The 20,962-nt window shown below is 70.3% G+C and carries 16 protein-coding genes; 11 read left to right on the forward strand and 5 right to left on the reverse strand.

Translation table 11 applies throughout. The annotated features are described in order from the left end of the window. Positions 1 to 126: 126 nt before the first annotated feature. The 11 genes from HZS54_RS09400 (at position 127) to HZS54_RS09450 (ending at position 17,952) form a co-directional block, all read left to right on the forward strand. Positions 127 to 1,185 carry an NAD(P)-dependent glycerol-1-phosphate dehydrogenase gene (locus HZS54_RS09400; RefSeq protein WP_179922206.1) on the forward strand — a complete coding sequence of 353 codons (1,059 nt, stop codon included), beginning with the start codon at positions 127 to 129 and terminating at the stop codon, positions 1,183 to 1,185. Positions 1,186 to 1,516: 331 nt separating this feature from the next. Beyond that, complete coding sequence (gene ileS, locus HZS54_RS09405; RefSeq protein ID WP_179922207.1) at positions 1,517 to 4,777, forward strand: isoleucine--tRNA ligase; 3,261 nt, start codon at positions 1,517 to 1,519, stop codon at positions 4,775 to 4,777. A 420-nt stretch (positions 4,778 to 5,197) separates the two neighbouring features. Next, on the forward strand, positions 5,198 to 6,454 hold the full coding sequence (locus HZS54_RS09410) for a Glu/Leu/Phe/Val family dehydrogenase (RefSeq protein ID WP_179922209.1): 1,257 nt from the start codon (positions 5,198 to 5,200) through the stop codon (positions 6,452 to 6,454). Between the two features lie 314 nt (positions 6,455 to 6,768). After that, positions 6,769 to 11,304 carry a glutamate synthase large subunit gene (gene gltB / locus HZS54_RS09415; RefSeq protein ID WP_179922211.1) on the forward strand — a complete coding sequence of 1,512 codons (4,536 nt, stop codon included), beginning with the start codon at positions 6,769 to 6,771 and terminating at the stop codon, positions 11,302 to 11,304. Positions 11,305 to 11,492: 188 nt separating this feature from the next. Beyond that, on the forward strand, positions 11,493 to 12,554 hold the full coding sequence (locus tag HZS54_RS09420; protein ID WP_179922213.1) for a helix-turn-helix transcriptional regulator: 1,062 nt from the start codon (positions 11,493 to 11,495) through the stop codon (positions 12,552 to 12,554). A 304-nt stretch (positions 12,555 to 12,858) separates the two neighbouring features. After that, positions 12,859 to 13,785 (forward strand): 4-hydroxy-tetrahydrodipicolinate synthase, encoded by a 927-nt coding sequence (dapA, locus tag HZS54_RS09425; RefSeq protein WP_179922215.1) that lies wholly within the window; start codon positions 12,859 to 12,861, stop codon positions 13,783 to 13,785. After that, the gene (gene dapB / locus HZS54_RS09430) at positions 13,782 to 14,546 is read left to right on the forward strand and encodes a 4-hydroxy-tetrahydrodipicolinate reductase (protein WP_179922217.1); all 765 of its coding nucleotides are present in this window, start codon (positions 13,782 to 13,784) and stop codon (positions 14,544 to 14,546) included. The genes dapA and dapB overlap by 4 nt, the downstream gene beginning before the upstream one ends. A gap of 83 nt (positions 14,547 to 14,629) precedes the next feature. Continuing rightward, the gene (locus HZS54_RS09435) at positions 14,630 to 15,460 is read left to right on the forward strand and encodes a 2,3,4,5-tetrahydropyridine-2,6-dicarboxylate N-succinyltransferase (protein WP_179922219.1); all 831 of its coding nucleotides are present in this window, start codon (positions 14,630 to 14,632) and stop codon (positions 15,458 to 15,460) included. A gap of 444 nt (positions 15,461 to 15,904) precedes the next feature. Further along, a complete protein-coding gene (locus tag HZS54_RS09440) occupies positions 15,905 to 16,696 on the forward strand; it encodes an Nmad3 family putative nucleotide modification protein (RefSeq protein WP_179922221.1) in 792 nt (263 codons plus the stop codon). 129 nt (positions 16,697 to 16,825) lie between these two features. Further along, positions 16,826 to 17,227: a nascent polypeptide-associated complex protein gene (locus HZS54_RS09445; RefSeq protein ID WP_179922223.1), complete on the forward strand. Its 402-nt coding sequence runs from the start codon at positions 16,826 to 16,828 to the stop codon at positions 17,225 to 17,227. Continuing rightward, positions 17,224 to 17,952 (forward strand): methyltransferase domain-containing protein, encoded by a 729-nt coding sequence (locus HZS54_RS09450; RefSeq protein WP_179922225.1) that lies wholly within the window; start codon positions 17,224 to 17,226, stop codon positions 17,950 to 17,952. Before HZS54_RS09445 ends, HZS54_RS09450 begins: the two co-directional genes overlap by 4 nt. A gap of 39 nt (positions 17,953 to 17,991) precedes the next feature. Here the strand turns inward: HZS54_RS09450 and HZS54_RS09455 are convergent, their stop codons facing one another. The 5 genes from HZS54_RS09455 to HZS54_RS09475 form a co-directional block, all read right to left on the reverse strand. Further along, a complete protein-coding gene (locus HZS54_RS09455) occupies positions 17,992 to 18,615 on the reverse strand; it encodes a DUF6517 family protein (RefSeq protein ID WP_179922227.1) in 624 nt (207 codons plus the stop codon). 26 nt (positions 18,616 to 18,641) lie between these two features. Beyond that, the gene (locus HZS54_RS09460) at positions 18,642 to 18,968 is read right to left on the reverse strand and encodes a transcription factor S (RefSeq protein WP_179922229.1); all 327 of its coding nucleotides are present in this window, start codon (positions 18,966 to 18,968) and stop codon (positions 18,642 to 18,644) included. A gap of 83 nt (positions 18,969 to 19,051) precedes the next feature. Then, positions 19,052 to 19,990: a cell division protein CdpA domain-containing protein gene (locus tag HZS54_RS09465; RefSeq protein ID WP_179922231.1), complete on the reverse strand. Its 939-nt coding sequence runs from the start codon at positions 19,988 to 19,990 to the stop codon at positions 19,052 to 19,054. 133 nt (positions 19,991 to 20,123) lie between these two features. Continuing rightward, a complete protein-coding gene (locus HZS54_RS09470) occupies positions 20,124 to 20,423 on the reverse strand; it encodes a hypothetical protein (protein ID WP_179922233.1) in 300 nt (99 codons plus the stop codon). 14 nt (positions 20,424 to 20,437) lie between these two features. Continuing rightward, positions 20,438 to 20,962 carry a DoxX family protein gene (locus HZS54_RS09475; RefSeq protein ID WP_179922235.1) on the reverse strand — a complete coding sequence of 175 codons (525 nt, stop codon included), beginning with the start codon at positions 20,960 to 20,962 and terminating at the stop codon, positions 20,438 to 20,440.

Genomic DNA, 20,962 nt, shown 5'->3' on the forward strand with positions numbered 1-20,962 from the left:
TAGACGGCTACTAAACCTGTCGACCGAACGGACCGAACGGCCGGCCCGGCGCCGTCGGTCCCTGCGTCGGCTCCGGCGCCGAGTGCGACGGCAAGCGTTTTGCCGGCCGACCGCGCATACCTCGGCATGTTCGACAAGTCGACGTGGATACGGCTGCCGCGGAACGTCGTGGTGGGCCACGGCGTGCTCGACGACGCCGCGGCGGCCGTCGAGGAGCTCCGCCTCCACGGCGACCCGCTGGTCGTCACCAGCCCGACGCCCGCGAAGGTGGCCGGCGACCGAGTCGTCGAGGGCTTTTCCGACGCCGGGTTCGACCCGCGGGTGGTCCGCATCGAGGAGGCGACCTTCGGCGCCGTCGAGGAGGTCATCGAGGTCGCCGCCAGCGACGACGTGGGCTACCTCGTCGGCGTCGGCGGCGGGAAGGTCATCGACGTGACGAAGATGGCCGGCGAGGACGTGGGCAAGGGCTTTGTCTCCGTCCCCACGGCCGCCAGCCACGACGGCATCGTCTCCGGCCGCGCCTCGATCCCGGAGGGCGACACCCGCCACAGCGTCGCCGCCGAACCCCCCCTCGCGGTCGTCGCCGACACCGAGATCCTCGCCGACGCGCCCTGGGAACTGACCACCGCGGGCTGTGCCGACATCATCTCGAATTTCACTGCAGTACGCGACTGGGAACTCGCCCACCGGCTGAAGAACGTCGAGTACCACGAGTACGCCGGCGCGCTCTCGCGGATGACCGCCGAGATGCTCGTCGAGAACGCCGACTCCATCCGCCCGGAACTGGAGGAGTCGGCCTGGATCGTGACGAAGGCGCTCGTCTCCTCCGGCGTCGCCATGTCCATCGCCGGCTCCTCCCGGCCCGCGTCGGGCGCCGAGCACCTGATCTCCCATCAACTCGACCGCATCGCGCCCGAACCGGCCCTGCACGGCCACCAGGTCGGCGTCGCGTCGATCATGACCGAGTACCTGCATTCCGGTCCCAAGGGTCAGTGGCAGGACATCCGCGACGCGCTCGCCAGCATCGACGCACCGACGACCGCCGCGGAGCTGGGTATCGACGAGGAGATCGTCATCGAGGCGCTGACCACGGCCCACGAGATCCGCGACCGCTACACGATTCTGGGCGACGGCATGAGCGAAGCCGCTGCGCGCGAGGCCGCGAACGTCACCGGCGTCATCTGATCGCCGCGGGCCCTGAGACGCGGACCCACACCCCCGAAAGCGATTTATCGACCGATACGAAACCAACGTGTAATGACGCGGCACCGCGTGCCCGCCGCGGCGGTCTCGATTATCGCCCCGTCAGGGGCATAGTACCTACTTTCTCGGGCACGACGGTTCCGCACTCGGTGACACCAGTCTCGTCCGCGCGGCGGTCGCGCGCCAGCGTGTCGCCCCCGCGAGCCCGCTCGTGCCGCGAGTCACGTTCCGACAGCGGCGACTGATCCGCGGACTCGCTCCGCCCGGTCGCCCCGTATCGCACGACGATCGATACGACGAGACACGTCTACGGATGCCCGAACGACTACCTGACCACTACGACCCGAACGCGGTCGAACAGCGAGTCAAAGACCACTGGACGGACGCCGACGCCTTCCCCGGCGTCGACGCGCCGGCCGAGACCAGCCGCGCCTACGAGTACGCCAAACTGCGGGCCGAAGAGCGGGGCGCCGAGAACGACGAGGAGCCGTTCTACTTCCTCGACGGCCCGCCGTTCACGAGCGGGCGGATGCACGTCGGCAACGCCTGGGGGAAGATCCTCAAGGACGCGCTGCTGCGGTACCACCGGATGCAGGGCCGCGCGGTGCTGGCCCGGCCGGGCTACGACACCCACGGCCTCCCGGTCGAGGTGAACGTCGAGCAGGATCACGAGTTCGAGACGAAGGGAGCCGTCGAGGCGTACGGCGTCGACCGGTTCGTCGACGAGTGTCGCACCTTCGTCGCGGACCAGCGGGCGGTGATGGACGAGGAGTTCCGCGACCTGGCCGTCTGGATGGACTGGGACGACCCCTACCAGACGATGGACCCGGAGTACGTCGACACGGTCTGGGACGCCTTCGCCGCGCTGTACGAGCGCGGCCTCGTCGAGCGGGGCGACCAGGTGGTCAACACCTGTCCGCGCTGCGAGACGGCGGTGTCGGACTCCCGACTGGAGTACGAGGACCGCATCGTCGACGCGGTGTACGTCGGCTTTCCGCTGGTTGACGCCGACCGGGACGGGACCCTCGTCGCCTGGACGACGACGCCGTGGACCGTGGTCGGCAACCAGTTCGTCGCCGTCGACGAGCGCGGGGAGTACGCCGCCGTCGAAGTCGCCGACGACGTGCTTACCGACTGCGCCGCAGATGGCCCGCTCTACGTCGCCGCCGAGCGCGTCTCCGCGGTGATGGACGCGCTGGGCGTCGCCGCTGCCGACTTCGCGGTCGCCGAGACGCTCCCGGGGAGCGACCTCGTCGGCGCGACGTATCGCCACCCGCTCGCGGACCGACTGCAGGACCACCCGACGCCGCGCGGGACCGTCGCCCACGCCGGCTACGTCGAGACCGACGGGGACGGCACCGGGCTGGTCCACTCGGCGCCGGGGTTCGGCCACGAGGACGCCGAGCGCGCCCGCGAGGACGACCTCGACCTGCCCGCCTACTCCCCCGTGGGTCTCGACGGGCGGTTCACCGACGAAGCGGGCCCGTTCGTCGGACTGGCCGTCCACGGTGAGGGGCGACGGGCGGTCGCCGAGGCGCTCGACGAAGCGGGCGCCCTGCTCGGGAGCGAGCGGTTCACCCACGAGTACCCGCAGTGTCCGCGGTGTGACACCGACGTGGTGATGCGCGCGGCCGAGCAGTGGCTCGTCCGCGTGACCGAGCTGAAGGCCGACCTGCTCGACGCCGTGGACGACACGACCTGGTACCCCGCGGAAGCTCGCGACGGTCGGTTCCGCAACACCGTCGAGGCGGCGCCCGACTGGAACGTCTCCCGCCAGCGCTACTGGGGGAGTCCGCTTCCGGTGTGGCACTGCGACGACTGCGGCCGCGACACCGTCGTCTCCTCGCGGGCGGACCTGGCCGACCGCGCGGGGTTGGACGAGGTGCCCGAAGATCCCCACCGTCCGGTCGTCGACGAGGTGGCCGTCCCCTGTCCCGACTGCGGCGGCGAGGCGACCCGAGTCGAGGACGTGCTCGACGTGTGGTTCGACTCCGCCGTTGCCTCGTGGGCGAGCCTGCGCGAGCGCCCGAGCGAGAACCCGCGTCCCGACGACTGGCCCGCCGACCTCGTCGTCGAGGGCAACGACCAGACCCGCGGCTGGTTCCTGATGCAACTGTACCTGGGCGTCGCCTTCGCCGACCGGGCGCCCTACGAGGAGGTGCTGATGCACGGCTGGGCGCTGCTGGACGGCGAGGGGATGTCGAAGTCCAGGGGGCACGTCCTCCGGCCGCCCGAGGTCGCCGACGCCCACGGCCGCGACGCGTTGCGGGCGCACCTGCTCGGTCACGAACAGCAGGGCCAGGACGTGACGATGACCGCCGAGATGGCGGGCGTCGAGACGACCCGCGAGCGGTTCGACGTGGTGTGGAACGTCGCCCGCTTCGCCGCGATGTTCATGGGCGAGGACGGCTACCGGCCCGCGGTCGACCTGACGGCGGACGCCGACGACCGTCGGGTGCTGGACGAGTGGGTCCTCGCCCGCCTGCGCGAGGTGACCGAGCGAGCGACCGCGGGCTTCGAGGAGCGCGAACCGAACGTCGCGCTCGACGCGGTCCTCGACTTCCTGATCGCGGACGTGTCCCGCTACTACGTCCAGACGGTCCGCGACCGGGTCTGGACACCCGACTCGACCGCGGACAAACGGGCCGCCTACGACACGCTCGGAACCGTGTTGGGCGTCTGCGTCCGGCTGCTCGCGCCGTTCGCACCCCACCTCGCCGAGCGGCTCTACCAAGCGCTCGACGGCCCCGCCGACGCGGGCGAGCCGACCGTCCACGCGACCGACTGGCCCGACGCCGACGGGCTCGGTCTGCCCGAGGATCCGGGGCTGGTCAGCCGGGTCGAGGTGCTCCGCGCGGTCGAGGGGAGCGTCGCGACCGCCCGCCAGGAGATGGGCCGCAAGCACCGCTGGCCGGTCGCCGAAGTGGTCGTCGAGACGGACGACGAGACGGTCGCCGCGGCGGTCGACGCCCACCGGGACCTGCTCGCCGAGCGCGCGAACGCCGAGTCGGTCGAGCTGACCGACCGCTACCCCGCTCGCGAGCGCGTGGTCGTCCCGGAGATGGACGCGCTCGGGCCGGCGTTCCGCGACGACGCCGCCGCGGTCGCCGACGCCGTGGCGGGGCGGCCGGCCGACGAGTTACCGCTGACCGCCACCGTCGATGGGGACGACTACGAGGTGACCGCGGGGATGGTCTCGGTCGTCGAGCGCGTCCCCGACGGGGTCCGGCGGGTCCCCTTCGACGGCGGGACGGTCTACGTCGACGAGTCGCTGTCCGGCGGACTCCGGAGGGAGGGGCTGGCCCGCGACGTGACCCGGCGGGCCCAGGAGATGCGCGCGGACCTCGACCTGGCGGTCGACGAGCGGGTCGACCTCGCGGTCGTCACCGACGACGACGCGGTGGCGGCGGCGGTGACCGACCACGCCGAGAACCTGCGGAGCGCCGTCCGGGTCGACGACCTGACGGTCCTCGCCGACGGTGACGTCGACGACTACGCCCACACTCGCGAGTGGACGGTCGACGGTGCGGCGGTGACGCTGGCGATGGAACCGACTGGGGGTTCGCGAGTCTGAGCGGGCGACGAGCGCGGAAGGATAGGATGGGATGGGATCGTCGCCGTAGGCGGGGAACGGGAGCGTGTGACCGTGCCGCGCCCCCGGCATTTGCAGGTGACTCGCCGCGGGGCATAAAGGGCCGTCAGACTTCGGGCTGACGACCGGCAGACACCGCCCGATTCCGGGGTGAAATCGCAGTGAGGCGCAACGATCGGGCCGTCTCGACGCGGCGGCCGTCGGCCCCCTCCGGACCGGGGGATCGACCCCCGTCCAACCGGGCGTGACCGAGGGCTCGCTTCCGGTCGTCCGGCGGCCTTTTGTGTGGTTATATACCTATTATTATCTGTACACCCTTCCTGGATAATAATCGAAATCAAGTGACTTGATTTACTGGACAGTTCCGATTTATTTTTACCAGAAGTCGACGACCGTCCACACATGGGTTCCGACGTAAACCCCTTCGAGAGCCTGCAGGAACAGATCGACGAGGCGGCGCAGTACCTCGACGTGGACGAGGGGACGCTGGAGCGACTGAAAAACCCCGAGCGGATCCTGGAGACGAACCTCGCCGTCGAGATGGACGACGGCTCGACCGAGGTGTTCCGCGCCTACCGCTCGCAGTTCAACGGCGACCGCGGCCCGTACAAGGGCGGCATCCGCTATCACCCGGGGGTCTCCCGCGCCGAGGTCAAGGCGCTGTCGGGCTGGATGGCCTACAAGACCGCGACGGTCGGCGTCCCCCTCGGCGGCGGGAAAGGCGGGATCGTCATCGACCCCGACGACTACTCCGAGGACGAACTCGAACGCATCACGCGCGCCTTCGCGACGGAACTCACGCCGATCATCGGCGAGGACCGCGACGTGCCCGCCCCCGACGTGAACACGGGCCAGCGCGAGATGAACTGGATCAAGGACACCTACGAGACCCTGGAGAACACCACCGAGCCGGGCGTCATCACCGGCAAGGACATCTCCAGCGGCGGCAGCGAGGGCCGCGTCGAGGCGACCGGCCGCTCGACGGTCATCGCCGCCCGCGAGGCGTTCGACTACCTCGGCGAGGACGTCGCCGACGCGACCGTCGCGGTCCAGGGCTACGGCAACGCCGGCTGGATCTCCGCGAAGCTCGTCGACGAGATGGGCGCCGACGTGGTCGCCGTCTCCGACTCCAGCGGCGGCGTCTACAGCGAGGACGGGCTCGACCCCGTCGCCGCCAAGGACCACAAGCGCGAGACCGGCAGCGTCGCCGGCTTCCACGGCGCCGACGAGGCCGTCTCCAACGACGAACTGCTCCAGCTCGACGTGGATCTCCTGATCCCGGCCGCGCTGGAGAACGCCATCGACGAGGAGATCGCCGAGGGCGTCCAGGCCGACGTGATCTCCGAGGCCGCCAACGGCCCGATCACGCCGAAGGGCGACGACGTGCTCGAAGAGAAGGACGTCATCATCGTGCCGGACATCCTCGCCAACGCCGGCGGCGTCACGGTCTCCTATTTCGAGTGGGTCCAGAACCGCCAGCGCTTCTACTGGTCGGAGGAGCGCGTCAACGAGGAACTCGAAGAGATCGTCGTCGAGCAGTTCGACACGCTCGTCGACGCCTACGAGGAACGCGACCTGCCGAGCATGCGCGTCGCCGCCTACGTCGTCGCGATCCGGCGCGTCCTCGACGCCGCCGAACAGGCCGGCACCTGGCCCTGAAGACCCCACCGGCAGTCCCGACCGCGACCGGGTCGACGCGGACGCCGTCCCCGCGTCCGACCCGCCACACTCCGTGGGCATCTTCCGTTTCTGAGCCCGATATCTCAAAAAGTACTAACCGAACCGCGGCCCGCAACAAGTTTTTATCCGGTGCGGGCGGATACCACAGCACGTTCGATCAAAGTCTCGGAACATGCCGAACGATCCGGACATAGTACGGGTGGGAGGTCCCTTATACTCCTAAGTATGGATATAACAGTCATATAGTCTATCAGGCAAAGCGTTTTACCGGGGTGCCGGGTAGGTCCGAAGACATGAGTGCGTTCTCTCGCGACGACGAGGACCACCGGCTGGCAGACCCGGCCGACGCGCGGTCCAACTGCGGCGTCGGGGTCGTGATGGACCTCGACGGCGACGGTGGGCACTGGGTCCTCGCGGACGGATTGGAACTGCTCGAAAACCTCGAACACCGCGGCACCACGGGCGCCGAGGAGTCGACCGGTGACGGCGCCGGCGTCATGATCCAGACGCCTCACGACTTCTTCGCCGAGGAAGTCGACGCCGACCTGACGCCCGGCGAGTACGCGGTCGGCTCGCTCTTTCTCCCGAAGGACGACGACGAGGCCCGCGAGGGTCTGAAGGGCGTCGTCGAGGACCGCTTCGCCGCGGAGGGCCTCGACGTGGTCGCCTGGCGGATCGTCCCGACGGACAACGCAGACCTAGGGCAGACGGCTCTGGACTCCGAGCCCGAGATGGTCCAGGTGTTCGTCGAGTCGGCCGAGGGCCTGACCGGCGACGAGTTCGACCGACGGCTGTACACCGCCCGCCGCGCGCTCGAAACGCACGTCGAGGAGGCCGAGCCGGCCGGCCACGAGCGGTTCTACATCGTCTCGCTCGCGACCGACAGGGTCGTCTACAAGGGCCTGCTGAAGGGCGAGCAGGTCGCCGACTACTACCCGGACCTGACCGACGAGCGCGTCGACACCACCTTCGCGATGGTCCACGCCCGCTTCTCGACGAACACGCTCGGCGCGTGGCACCTCGCCCACCCCTACCGCGGCATCATCCACAACGGCGAGTTCAACACCATCCAGGGCAACATCAACTGGATGCGCGCGCGGGAGACGGACCTCGATTCGAACGCCTTCGACGACGTGGACAAACTGAAGCCGATCATCGACGACCCCGAGCAGTCCGACACGGCCAGCGTCGACAACGCGCTAGAACTGCTGATGCTCGAAGGTCGCGACCTCCCCCACGCCCTGCGGATGCTCATCCCCGAGGCGTGGCGGGGCGAGGCCAACGACGTGAGCGGCGCCCGCCGCGACTGGTACGACTACCACGCCTCCGTGGTCGAGCCCTGGGACGGCCCCGCGCTGGTGGCCGCCACCGACGGCGACCGCGTCGGCGCCGTCCTCGACCGCAACGGCCTGCGGCCCTGCCGCTACGACGTGACGACCGACAACACGCTGGTCATGGCCAGCGAGGCCGGCGCGCTGGACACCGACCCCGCCGACATCGAGGAGCGCGGGCGCCTCCAGCCCGGCCAGCTGTTCCTCGCCGACCCCGAGGAGGGTCGGGTCATCCCCGACGAGGAGGTCTTCGACGACCTCACCGACGAGAAGTACGGCGAGTGGGTCGCCGACGAGCAGGTCGACCTCGACGACGTGGTCGACGCGCCCGACAACCTCCCCCAGCGGGAGATCGACCAGCTCCGGGCCTACCAGGCCCAGTACGGCTACACCTACGACGAGGTCGACCACCTCCTCGAACCGATGGCCGAGAAGGGCAAGGACCCCGTCGGATCGATGGGCGACGACACCCCCCTCTCCGTGCTGTCGCAGTTCAACCGCCCGCTGTTCACCTACTTCAAGCAGCTGTTCGCGCAGGTCACCAACCCGCCGCTGGACTACATCCGCGAGGAACTCGTTACGTCCCTCGAATCCCGGCTGGGCCACCAGCGCAACCTGCTCGACGAGTCGTCCGAGCACGCCCGCCAGCTCGTCCTCGACTCGCCGGTGCTGACCGACCAGCAGACCGAGGCGATCCGCGATCTGGACGAGAACGGCATGTCCTCGAAGGTGGTCGACATCACCTACGACCCCGACGAGACCGGCCTGCGCGAGGCCGTCGAGGACGCTCGCGAGGCGGCCACCGAGGCCGCGACCGAGTACGACGTGCTGGTCCTCTCGGACCGGGCGGCCGGCGAGGGCCGCGTCGCCGTCCCGAGCCTCCTGGCGGTCGGCGGCGTCCACCACCACCTCGTCCGCAACGGCCTGCGCAACCACGTCGGGCTCGTCCTCGAATCGGGCGACCCCCGAACGGTCCACCACATCGCCACCCTCGTGGGCTACGGCGCCGGCGCCGTCAACCCCTATCTCGCCTACCAGACCATCGAGGACCTCGTCGCGGGGCCGGACGGCGCGGAGCTGTCCACCGCCATCGACGCCTACGTCAACGCGCTGGAGGACGGCCTCCTGAAGACGATGGCCAAGATGGGCATCTCCACCGTCGAGAGCTACCAGGGCGCCCAGATCTTCGAGGCCGTCGGCCTCTCCTCGGACTTCGTCGCCGAATACTTCGAGGGCACGGCCAACCGCACGGAGGGCATCGGCATCGAGGAGATCGAGGACGACCTCCTCGACCGCCACGAGGTCGCCTGGGGCGAGGACCCCGACCTCGAACGCCAGGGCGAGTTCGAGAACCGCTCGGGCGGCATCCACCACCAGTGGAACCCCTCCACCGTGGGGAAGGTCCAGCAGGCGGTCCGCACGGGCGACTACGAGCGCTACAAGGAGTTCGCCAGCGAGATCAACGACCAGAACGAGCAGCTCCAGACGCTGCGCGGGCTGCTGGAGTTCGATTCGGACCGCGACCCCGTTCCCATCGAGGAGGTCGAACCGGTCGAAAAGATCGTCGAGCGCTTCGAGACGGCGGCGATGAGCCTCGGGTCGCTGTCGCCGGAGATGCACGAGAACAACGCCATCGCGATGAACCGGCTGGGCGCCCACGCCAACACCGGCGAGGGCGGCGAGCCCCCCGAGCGGTTCGGCACCGAGAAGAACTGCAAGACCAAGCAGGTCGCCTCCGGCCGCTTCGGCGTCACCAGCCACTACCTCGCCTCGGCCGACGAGCTGCAGATCAAGATGGCCCAGGGCTCCAAGCCCGGCGAGGGCGGTCACCTCCCCGGCAAGAAGGTCAACGAGATGATCGCCCACGTCCGCTACGCGACCCCCGGCGTCGGGCTCATCTCGCCGCCGCCGCTGCACGACATCTACTCCATCGAGGACCTCAAGCAGCTCATCCACGACCTCAAGGCCTCCAACCCCGACGCGGACGTGAACGTCAAGCTCGTCGCCGAGGACGGCATCGGCACCATCGCGGCCGGCGTCGCCAAGGCCAACGCCGACAAGGTCCACATCTCGGGCCACGACGGCGGCACCGGCGCCTCGCCGAAGACCTCCATCAAGAACGCGGGCCTGCCGTGGGAACTCGGCCTCGCTGAGGCCAACCAGATGCTCCGCGCGACGGGCCTGCGCTCGCGCATCGAGGTCACCTCCGACGGCGGGATGAAGACCGGCCGCGACGTGGCCGTCGCGACCCTGCTCGGCGCAGAGGGGTACGCCTTCGGCACCGCCTCGATGGTCACCTCGGGCTGCGTGATGGCCCGGCAGTGCCACGAGAACACCTGCCCCGTCGGCGTCGCCACGCAGAACGAGAAGCTCCGGGATCGGTTCCCGGGCGAGCCCCAGCACGTCATCAACTACATGACCTTCGTCGCCCAGGAGTTCCGGGAGATCATGGCCGAACTGGGCTTCCGCACGGTCGACGAGATGGTCGGGCGCCCGAGCGTGCTCGCCCAGCGGACGGACGTGAGCCAGCCGAAGGCGAAGAAGGTGAACCTCCAGGGCGTCATCGCCGAGCCCGCGGGCGACGACGACCGCTACAAGACCCGCGAGCAGACCCACGAAGTGAGCGAGTCGCTCGACTGGGACCTCATCGAGGAAGCCGAGCCCGCCATCGAGTCGGGCGAGCCCGTCGCCATCTCGACCGAGGTGGACAACACCAACCGCGCCGTCGGCGCGACGCTCTCGAACGAGATATCCAGCGAGTACGGCGGCGAGGGGCTGCCCGACGACACCATCGAGTGCCGGCTGGAGGGTACCGCCGGCCAGAGCTTCGGTGCGTTCCTCCAGCAGGGGGTCACGATGGATCTCGTCGGCAGCGGCAACGACTACGTCGGCAAGGGTCTCTCGGGCGGGAAGCTCATCGTCCGGACGCCCGACAACGCCAACTACGCGGCCAGCGAGAACGTCGTCATCGGCAACGTCGCGCTGTACGGCGCGACCCAGGGCGAGGCCTACGTCAACGGCGTCGCCGGCGAGCGCTTCGCCGTCCGCAACTCCGGCGTGAAGGGCGTCGTCGAGGGCGTCGGCGACCACGGCTGCGAGTACATGACCGGCGGCGCCATCGTCGTCCTCGGCGAGACGGGCAAGAACTTCGCGGCCGGCATGTCCGGCGGCGTCGCCTACGTCTACGACCCCGACGGGAAGTTCGCCCGGAAGGCCAACACCGGCATGGTCTCGATCGACCCGACGCCGGACGAGCTCGACCGGGCGATGATCACGCGGCTGGTCGAGAACCACGCCGAGTACACCGACTCCGACCGCGCGGCGGAGCTGCTCGCCGACTGGGACGACGAGCTCGACAACTTCACGAAGGTGATGCCCGACGCCTACGCCGAGGTCATCGCCGAGCGCGAGCGCGCCGACGTGCGCACCGAACTCCCCGACCCCGCCGCGCCCGCCTCCGACTCCGGCGCCGCCAGTCACGGTCAGGCCGACGACTGACGACCGCCCCAGGCCCGTTTCGACTGCCCCGTCACCGCGACCGTCCGCCGGTTCTCACCGACACCCCGCGACCGAGAGGCTTCGCCACCGCGCGAGTCGCGGCTAAACTGGGAGGGAAACCCGTGTCGTCCCGCGGTTATCGCGCGGAGCGGAAGGCCTATATCCGTCCACGGATTGTGGATCTGCCAATGAGCCGAGCGGACCGCGGAGCCGACCAGCCACGAGCGATGATCCACCGGCGGATCCTCGACGTGGCCGAATCGAACCCCGACGCGACGCTGGCGGCGATCGCCGAGGAAGTCAGCGGCGCCTCCCCGGACCTCGTCGGGCGCGTGCTCGACGAGTACGGCGATCCCGGAAGCGACCCCGAGCCGGACGCTCAGGACGACCAACACATGAACGCAACGAACCCCGGGACATCCGAGACGGACTCCGCGAGCGAACAGGACGGATCGGCGACCGACGAGGCCGCCGGAACGCCGGCGGCCGCGGATCTGTCCGAGAAACGGCGTCGGACGCTCCGGGCGCTGTACGAGCGTCCCGGCGCCTCGCAGGGCGACCTGGCCGAACAGCTCGACGTGACCCGAGCGACGGTCAGCCGCCGCCTCAACGCCATCCCCGGCTTCGAGTGGGGCGACCGCCGCGCGTTCGCCGAGTCGGTCTTCGACGGGACCGCGCAGTCCGACGCGGGCGCCGAACCGGGTGACGACCCCGATGTCGAGCCCGCGGTCGGGGAACGGACCGGACCGACCGATTCCGACGTGACCGACGCGAGCGACTCCGAGGGGGCCGAGGTGGCCGACCCCGACGGAACCGAGGGGAGCGACGATGGCGGCGACGACGGCGATATCGATGCGGAAGATGCGGGGGCCGACGCGACGGTCGCCGAGTCGACGGGCGCCGAATCGTCGGACGCCGAGCCGGCGGGTGTTGACTCGGCGAACGGCGGAGACGCGGACCCGTCATTGGGCCGTAGTTCGGCGGGCACCGAGGGGCGGGGAGCGGTCGATCCGGCGGCGCTCGACGCCGTCGAGGGGGCGCTCGCCGACCTCGAAGCGCGCGTCGAAGCGGTCGAGTCGCGGGCGGCCGAACCGGGGACAGCCGAGTCGCGGGCGGCCGAACCGGGGGAGTCGGGCGGGGCGGCGCTCCCCCCGGAACTGGCCCACAAGGTCGTCCACGCCTGCATGGAGTCCGACCGGATCACCGAAGACGAGGAACTGGACGTGCTGCGGGCGTTCATGGAGCGCTGAGCCGGGCCGTCCCGGTCGCGCTCGTCGGCGGTGGACGGGCTCCGCAACCGATAAGTCGCTCCGTGCGCCTGTCTCGGGTATGACTCACCCAGCGCTCGCGGTCGTCGCCGCCGAGCCGGGTGTCCCCGCCGCTTCTCCGAAACGCAAACGGTCGTGAGCGGCTCCCGGCGAGCGTAGCGCACTCGTCGCGGGCCACCCTCGTCCGGTCGCGGATTCCCCGACGTTCGGTCGTCGAACGGGCCGCGACCGTCCGCATCGCCCGCGACCCACGCAGCCTATCACCCACCCACGCGAACACCGACCAATGACATCGTTCCAGTTCCGCGGCGTGTACCCCGCCACGTGTACGCCGTTCGACGACGACGGCAGCATCGACTTTGAGACACTCCGAGCGGACGCCCAGCGGCTCGAACGCGCGGGCGTCGACGGGCTCGTCCCCTGCGGATCGACGGGCGAGTCGGCGACGCTCACCCACGACGAACACATCGAGGTCGTCGAGGCGGTCGTCGACGCCGTCGACGACGTGCCCGTGATCGCCGGTTCGGGCTCGAACAACACCCGCGAGGCGCTGTCGCTCTCCCGGCGCGCAGCCGACGCCGGCGCCGACGCGCTGTTGCTCATCTCGCCGTACTACAACAAGCCCGAACAGCGCGGCTTCGTCGACCACTACGAGCGGATCGCCGACGAGATCGACCTGCCGCAGATCGTCTACAACGTCCCCTCCCGCACCGGCCAGAACATCGAGCCCGAGACGGTCGCGACGCTCGCGGAACACCCGAACGTCCAGGGATACAAGGCCGCCAGCGGCGACATGGGGCAGATCAGCGAGATCGTCGAGCGGACCCGCGACACCGACCTGGACGTGCTCTCGGGCGACGACGGGATGACGCTCCCGATGCTCTCGGTCGGTGCGAGCGGCGCCATCAGCGTCGCCGCGAACGTCGAACCGGAGCGGACCTGTGCCATGGTCGGCGCCGCGCTGGCCGGCGACTTCGAGCGCGCCCGCGAGATCCACCACCGGCTCGGCCCGCTGTTCCGCCAGCTGTTCGTCGAGACCAACCCGATTCCCGTCAAGGAGGCCATGCAGATCCGCGGGTACAGCTCGGCGCGGATGCGCTCGCCGCTGACGCGCCTCTCCGAGGAGTACCGCGACGGCCTGCAGGCGGTGCTCGACGACCTCGAATCCGAAACCTTCGATTACGAGGACGACTACGCCGAGATCGAACGATGAGCACGCGGGTCGCGGTCAACGGCGCCGCCGGGCGTATGGGGCGAACGGTCATCGAGACGGCGAGCGAGCGCGCCGACGTGGAAGTCGTCGTCGGCTTCCACGCGAGCGACGCCGGCGAGATCGACGGCGTCCCGGTCGTCGGCGCGGACGACGTACCGGACGCGCTCGCCGAGTACGACCCCGACGTGGTCGTCGACTTCTCGCTGCCGGACGCGACGCTGGGCATCGTCGACGCCTGCGTCGAGGCGAACGTGGGCCTCGTCGTCGGGACCACCGGCTTCGACGACGGGGGGTTCGACGCGCTGGAGGCGGCGAGCGACGAGATCCCGGTGCTGAAGGCCACCAACTTCTCGCGCGGCATCCAGGTGCTGCTGCGGACGGTCACCGAGGCCGTCGGGGCACTCGACGGCTACGACCTGGAGCTGATGGAGACCCACCACAACGACAAGGTCGACGCGCCCTCGGGGACGGCGAACACGATCCTCGAGACGGTTCAGGACGAACGCGACGTGGAGCCCGTCTACGGCCGAGAAGGCCATGCACCCCGCGAGGACGACGAGATCGGCGTGTTCGCCCGGCGCGCGGGCGACGTTCGCGGCGAACACGAACTCGTCCTCGCCGGCAACGACGAGGTGGTGTCGCTCTCCCACCGCGCCGAGGACCGGGGGGTCTTCGCCGCCGGCGCGCTCGACGCGGCCGTCTGGCTGGCCGAGAAGGGCGACGGCTGGCACGAGTTCGACGCCGTCATCGACGAGTCCTGAGCGGTCGGCCGACCGCCGGCACCCCGGGAGCGGGCGGACGCGAGACCACAGCGCTATTATTCCGGCGCGTAAAGGCCCGAACAATGAGTCTACAAGCCGATATCGAGGACCTCTGGACGCGAAAGCAAGAGGGTCTCACCGCCGCCGACGCGACCGACGACCACCTCGCGACGCTCGACGACTTCCTCGCCGCGCTGGAAGCCGGTGACGTGCGCGCCGCCGAGAAATCCGGTGACGAGTGGGAGGCCAACGAGTGGGTCAAACAGGGTATCCTCCTCAACTTCGGTCTGCGCGAGACGGAGGCCCGCGAGTACGGCGACGTGGCCTACCACGACGTGCTCCCGCTGCGCGAGACCGCGGACCTGGCCGAGCGCGGCACGCGCAACACGCCCGACGGGACGGTCATCCGCCGGGGCGCCTACGTCGGCAGCGACGCCATCCTGATGTCGCCCGCGTTCGTCAACATCGGCGCCCACGTCGGCGACGGCACGCTGGTCGACTCCTGCGATACTGTGGGATCGTGCGCCCAGATCGGGGACAACGTCAAACTCGGCGCGAACACGCTCATCGGCGGCGTCCTCGAACCGGTCGAGGACGCGCCGGTCATCGTCGAGGACGGCGTCTCCCTGGGCGCGGGCTGTCGGGTCACCTCCGGGTTCGTCGTCGGCGAGAACTCCGTCGTCGGCGAGAACACGCTGCTCACCCCGCGCATCCCCGTCTACGACCTCGTCGAGGAGGAGGTTCTCTACGGCGAACTGCCGCCGGAACGGCGCGCCTTTACTCGGTTCGTCGAGTCGTCGGTCTCGGACCACGACCTCATCGACGGCGGCGCCTACAAGCCCGCGGTCGTCGCCACGAGCGTCGAGGAGGAGACCCTGGAGGCGACCGAGCGCGAGGACGCGCTGCGGGAGTGAGCGAGATGTCCGTGCGCCTGCGGCGCGCGGTTCACGCGAGTCGCTCTGTCGTCGAGTGACTCAAAACGGCGTTGAACCATCCGGTATCGCTTTTCCGGTCCGCACGGTATTCACGAGTGCCGACAGCCGCCCTGTCGACGCGTCCTCCTGCCCTCTCCCGCGGCGCCGGCCCGCCCGGGCCGTCGTTCGACAGCTGTCTGTCGGCACTCGACACCCCCGACGGCACCCGTCACACGCTTCCGAATCACCCGTCGGCCGGTGTCACCGCCGTCTTCCCACCCCACCCATCCACCTCAGCCGCTCTCCTCCGGGCCCGCTGTCAGACGCGGGCCCGGGGGAACCACCGTCCGCCGACGATGTTTCCGGACGATTCATCGAAGCGATAACCACCCGTCGCGACCTGAGTATCGGTCACTTTTTCGCACTCGGTGCCGACTCCCCGCCGTGACAGTCGTTCTCTGCGGCGTCGGCGCCGACACCGGCAACGTCCGCCCGGTTCCGGGCGTCGACGCCGAGGGCCGCTTCGAGTACGTCCCCATCCCGGAGAAGGGCGCGACCGCCGAGACGGCGACGTACGGCTCGCTCGACCGGCGCCACGGCGAGGGGACGCTCGCCGACCTCCTCGACGGGATCCGGCCGGGCAGCGACGGCGAGTGGGTCACCGACCCGGAGACCGTCCGCGAGCGGCCGGTCCATCACGACCCGAACCTCGACGCGCTCACCTACGGCGAGCACCGGCCGGGCTACGTGGCGAAGTTGCGGGAGCTAGACCCGGGTGACATCGTCGCGTTCTACGGCGGCTTCCCGGGGCCCGACAGCGACTACAAACATCGCTACCTGTTCGGCTACTTCACGGTCGCCGAGTCCCCGGTGGTACTCGACCCGAAGATGGACCGCGCCGACGTGGAGGCGGTCCTCGCCGAGCACCCCGACAACGCCCACGCCAAGCGCTTCGCCGGCCACGGCGACCTGTACTACCACGACCCGGCGTTCACCGACCGGCCGCGGCCGGTCGTGATCGTCCCCGGCGAGGCGCCTGGCGGCGTCCTCGACCGAACGATCCGGCTGAGCGACCGCCGACGCGGGCCGAACTACTACATGAGCGAGGCGGCCGCTGGCGCGCTGGCGCCGGCGTCGGCGACCGACCACGGAACCCACCTCGGGGGGTTCAAACCGGCCGTCCGCTGTGACGTGCCCGCCGAGGCGTTCCTGGCGTTCGTCGACGAGCGGTCGTAGCGTGGCGGTGTGCCGCCGTTCGCTGGCCGTCACAGGCCGACGGGACGGGAGTGGCGACGGTTCGCCCACTCGACTCCGGGAAACGGGCGGTTGTTAAGGCTTTTTGCGCCGGGCGCCGGATGTGGGGGTATGTTCCCAGGAGGCGGCGGCATGAACGACCGCAAGATGCAGCAGATGATGAAGCAGATGGGCATCGACATGACGGACCTCGACGCCGAGGAGGTCATCATCCGGACGCCCGACGAGGAGCTCGTCTTCACCGACGCGGACGTCCAGCGGATGGACGCCCAGGGTCAGCAGACCTACACCATCGTCGGCGAGCCCGAGTCCAACGAGCGCGGCGAAGGCGCGAGCGGGAGCGACGACCAGCCGGTCATCGAGGAGAGCGACGACGACGGCGGGGCGGCGGCGATCCCCGACGAGGACGTGGAACTGGTCGCGACGCGAGCGGGCGCGAGCGAGGGCGACGCGCGCGAGGCGCTGGAGGAGACGAACGGCGACCTGGCGGCGGCCATCGAGCGGTTAGAGTGAGCCTGCTGTTCGTCCACGAGGCGGAGGATCGGGAGTACCTGCTGGCGCCGGGCGAGACCCAGGAGTGCGACCTGGGCGTGCTGGAGGTACCCGAGAACGTGGAGCCCGGCGAGGTCGTCGAGACCCACATCGGCGAGCCGTTCACCGCGCGGAAGCTCCGCGGTCCGGATCTCTTCAACCATTTCGAGCGGACGGGCGCGCCGATGATGCCCCGCGATATCGGGCTCATCGTCGGGCACACCGGGGTCTCCGGCGAGGACGATATCCTCGACGCTGGGACCGGGACGGGCGTGCTGGCGGCGTATCTCGGTCGCTGCGGCGCGTCGGTGACGACCTTCGAGCGCGACCCCGAGTTCGCCGAGGTCGCCCGCGAGAACATGGAACTGGCGGGCGTGGCCGACCGCGTGGACGTACGGACGGGCGACGTGACCGACCAGCTGGGCGATCTGGACCGCTACGACGTTGTGACGCTTGACACCGAGGACGCGCCGACGATGGTCGAGCGGACACCCAACCTCCTCCGCGACGGCGGCTACGTCGCGGTGTACTCGCCGTTCGTCGAGGGCACCCGGGAGGCCGTCTCGGCCGCCCACGAGGTCGGGCTCGCCGAGGTCGAGACGCTGGAGACGATCCAGCGCGAGATGGACTTCGACGACCGCGGCTCCCGGCCGTCGACCGCGGGCGTCGGCCACACCGGCTACCTCACCTTCGCGCGGCGAGTGTAGCGGTCGCCCGCCGCGCGGTTCTCCCTTCTATTTTCCCGGTCAGCCGGTGGCTCGCACGAGGTCGAACAGTTCGTCGCGGTAGTCCGCGGCCGAGCCGTCGAGCACCTGTCCCTCGGCGCCCGGGAACCGGTCGGCGAGCGACGAGCGGGGGTAGGCGCCGCCGGCGAGACGGATGTCGCCGTCGGCCCAGGCGCCGACCCATCCCTCGACGGGGACGGGATCGCCGTCGGGGAGCGGCACCTCGCCGGTCACCTGCCGCAGCGTGACCCGCGAGCGGTCCTCGGTCCGGGTCCGCTCGCGGCGGCCCCGCTCGACGCCGACGACGCCCCGGTCGGCCAGGTCGTCGGCGAACCGCCGGACGGCCTCGGTCTTGACCGACGGGAGCACCATCGCGGGGCCGATGCCCGGGGCCAGCGGCGGGCGGAAGGCGAGCCTGGTGGCGAAGAAGAAGCGCCAGGACTGATCGAGGGACGGGTCGGTCGCCTCGCGGACGGCCGCCCGGAGGTCGGTGTCCTCGTAGACGACCGTGTGGCCGCGCACGTCGGCGCCTTCGACGCCGAACAGCGTCTCCGTCGCGTCTTCGACGCGCTCCCAGGTGCCGTCGAGTCGGTCGACGGGCACGGCCGGCGCGGGCACGTCGCTATCGTCGGGAGCGCGTGGCACGTCGGCAACTCAGGCCCGGCGACACTTCAGTGGTCGTCCTCGCGCCACTTGTGCTCGCACTCGGTGCAGGTGAAAAAGCGCGTCTCGCTCTCGTCGGCGGCGCGGATCTGCTTCATCTCCCAGAACGCCTGGTCGTTGCCGCACTCGGGGCAGCGGGCCTCGGTCGTCGGCCCCATGTCCTCGGCGCTCACCTCGGAGGTGTCGATGACCTCGGTCTCCTCCTGGCCCTGCGTGGTGACGGCGGTCTCGGCCTCCTCGGCCTCGTCGCGCAGCTGTTCGTAGCCGCAACTCCCACAGACCCAGGCGTCCCCCTCGGTTTTCATCATCGAACCGCATTCGTCGCAGAAGTTCATACCCGCCGTAGCGGGCCACCGGTTGAAAAATCCCCGGTTTCGCGGTGTCGAGTGCGGCCGAGCGCGGGGCCGAGCGACCGACGCTACTTCGCCTCGGACCACTGGTCGCAGGCGTCCATGTCCTCCATGAGCTCCTCGTGGAGACCGCAGTAGGGGGTGATCTTCTCGTCGACCTTGACGTACTCGAAGTGGGCGCAGTTGCCGCAGTAGGCGTCCGGACGGCCGCGCTCGCTGGCTGCTTCGACGAACTCGGCGTCGGTGAACTCGCCGTCCCGAGGGCCGGCGTCACCGCCGCCGTTCTCGACGGTGGCCGACCCGCCGTCGGCGGCGGCGCCGGACTGCCCCGCGGGACTCGACCGGCCACCGGCGGCGTCGGCCAGGATCTCGGCGTCCCGGCCGTGGTTCGTCGGCTCGGAACTCGGCGGCTCGTCGCGGTTGGTCTGCGTGCGGACCTCGCCCTGGGGCTCCTTGCCGAACAGGCCGACGGAGCCGAAGCCGCCGGCGGGCTCGGCGTCCTCGACGAGGCGGAGGTTCCCCTCCTCGGTGATCTCCATGCGGGCGGTGCCGCCGGGGTCGTTGCGGGTCTTGAACGTCGCGAGGCCGGCGAACAGACAGGTCAGTGAGACCAATGCGCCGAAGAAGTAGACGACGACGGCCGCGGCCCCGAGCGGGTCGCCGGTGCCGAACCACTGGTCGGGGTAGGCGACCCGGAACAGCGCGACGCCGAGGACGGCGACGCTGGCGCCGATGACCGAGGCGGCGCGGGTCGTCCGCCCGGCCGGGAGGACGGCGAACACGCCGAGGAACGTGGCGGGGAGGCCGAGACCGGCCAACGTGCCGGCGAGCGTCCGTGCCGCGATGCGGTCGAGCCCGAGCGATGCCCCCACGTCCGTCGTCGAGACGACGATGCTCGCGACGACCATCGCCGCGCCCGCCCCGAAGAGCGTCGCCCCCGCGTAGAACCGACGAGAGGTCGTCACCGTCCGCAGGTGCCCCTCGTACACTTGGGTCAGGCTTGCCATACGCGACCTTCTCCGTGAGAGACCATAACGACCCGTCAGACGCTCGTCCGACGCCGCGGCGCGGCCGCTGGTCGGTACGGGTCGAACGGGAAACGGAGAACGAGCGGGTACCCGGGAACGGGAGCGAGCGCGGTCAGTCGGCGGTCATCTCGACGCGCTGGGTGGCGTCCGCACCGCCCGGCGTCGCGGCCATGCGGTAGACCTGCCACGCCAGCAGGACGACCAGGCCGGCGACGACCAGGAGGACCCTGAGGTTGGCGTCGACCATCGGGGTCGCGACCACCTCGCCGGCATCGTTGGTCGTCGGGGCCGCGCCGTAGGGCGGGCCCGCGAGCACTTCGACGATACCCAGGCCGACGACCCCCAGCAGTACGAGGCCGCCGCCCAGCGCCATCGCCGCTCTGTCGATCGTGGTGATGATGGTGTCTTTCATTGGTGGTCACCGCCTCAGCCGAGCAGGTATTTGAGCTTCGGGTGTCGTTCGACCAGGTCGGTCCGCTCGATGACCGCGTCCAGGCCGTAGTACCGGCCGGCGGCCAGCGCCGCGAGGGTCACGAAGATGAGCAGGGTCTGGAAGTCCCCCGTCACCAGTCCGTGCCCGAAGCCGCCGTTGCCGACCCAGAACAGGGTCATGAAGATGGCCCCGCCGAACGCGGCCAGCCGGGTCAGGGCGCCGAACATGATCCCCAGGCCGATGAGCGTCTCGAACAGCGGGACGCCGGGCTCGACCAGCCAGGCCAGGTTCTCGGCCATCCACACCGGGATCGGCCCCAGCGCCGTCCCGGTCATGCCCTGCAGGTAGCCCGTCGCGCCGCCGTAGTTGAGCCCGCTCTCGATGAGCTTCGTCACGCCGGCGTGGAAGAAGTACCACCCGGTGATCACGCGGAGCAGCGCGACCCAGTACTTCGCGACCGGGCCGCCGATGTCGAACGCGAACTCCTCGGCCAGTGGGTTCGCCGTGTTGGTTGCCAT

It is taken from the genome of Halosimplex pelagicum, from assembly GCF_013415905.1.
GTDB lineage: Archaea > Halobacteriota > Halobacteria > Halobacteriales > Haloarculaceae > Halosimplex > Halosimplex pelagicum.

Bases quoted from the DNA above. Each gene is read 5' to 3' on its own strand.
- HZS54_RS09420 (WP_179922213.1), top strand. From the start codon at position 11,493: ATGAGCCGAGCGGACCGCGGAGCCGACCAGCCACGAGCGATGATCCAC.
- ileS (WP_179922207.1), top strand. From the start codon at position 1,517: ATGCCCGAACGACTACCTGACCACTACGACCCGAACGCGGTCGAACAG.
- HZS54_RS09460 (WP_179922229.1), bottom strand. From the start codon at position 18,968: ATGAACTTCTGCGACGAATGCGGTTCGATGATGAAAACCGAGGGGGAC.
- dapB (WP_179922217.1), top strand. From the start codon at position 13,782: ATGAGCACGCGGGTCGCGGTCAACGGCGCCGCCGGGCGTATGGGGCGA.
- dapA (WP_179922215.1), top strand. From the start codon at position 12,859: ATGACATCGTTCCAGTTCCGCGGCGTGTACCCCGCCACGTGTACGCCG.
- HZS54_RS09465 (WP_179922231.1), bottom strand. From the start codon at position 19,990: ATGGCAAGCCTGACCCAAGTGTACGAGGGGCACCTGCGGACGGTGACG.
- HZS54_RS09475 (WP_179922235.1), bottom strand. From the start codon at position 20,962: ATGGCAACCAACACGGCGAACCCACTGGCCGAGGAGTTCGCGTTCGAC.
- HZS54_RS09410 (WP_179922209.1), top strand. From the start codon at position 5,198: ATGGGTTCCGACGTAAACCCCTTCGAGAGCCTGCAGGAACAGATCGAC.
- gltB (WP_179922211.1), top strand. From the start codon at position 6,769: ATGAGTGCGTTCTCTCGCGACGACGAGGACCACCGGCTGGCAGACCCG.
- HZS54_RS09445 (WP_179922223.1), top strand. From the start codon at position 16,826: ATGTTCCCAGGAGGCGGCGGCATGAACGACCGCAAGATGCAGCAGATG.
- HZS54_RS09470 (WP_179922233.1), bottom strand. From the start codon at position 20,423: ATGAAAGACACCATCATCACCACGATCGACAGAGCGGCGATGGCGCTG.
- HZS54_RS09400 (WP_179922206.1), top strand. From the start codon at position 127: ATGTTCGACAAGTCGACGTGGATACGGCTGCCGCGGAACGTCGTGGTG.
- HZS54_RS09435 (WP_179922219.1), top strand. From the start codon at position 14,630: ATGAGTCTACAAGCCGATATCGAGGACCTCTGGACGCGAAAGCAAGAG.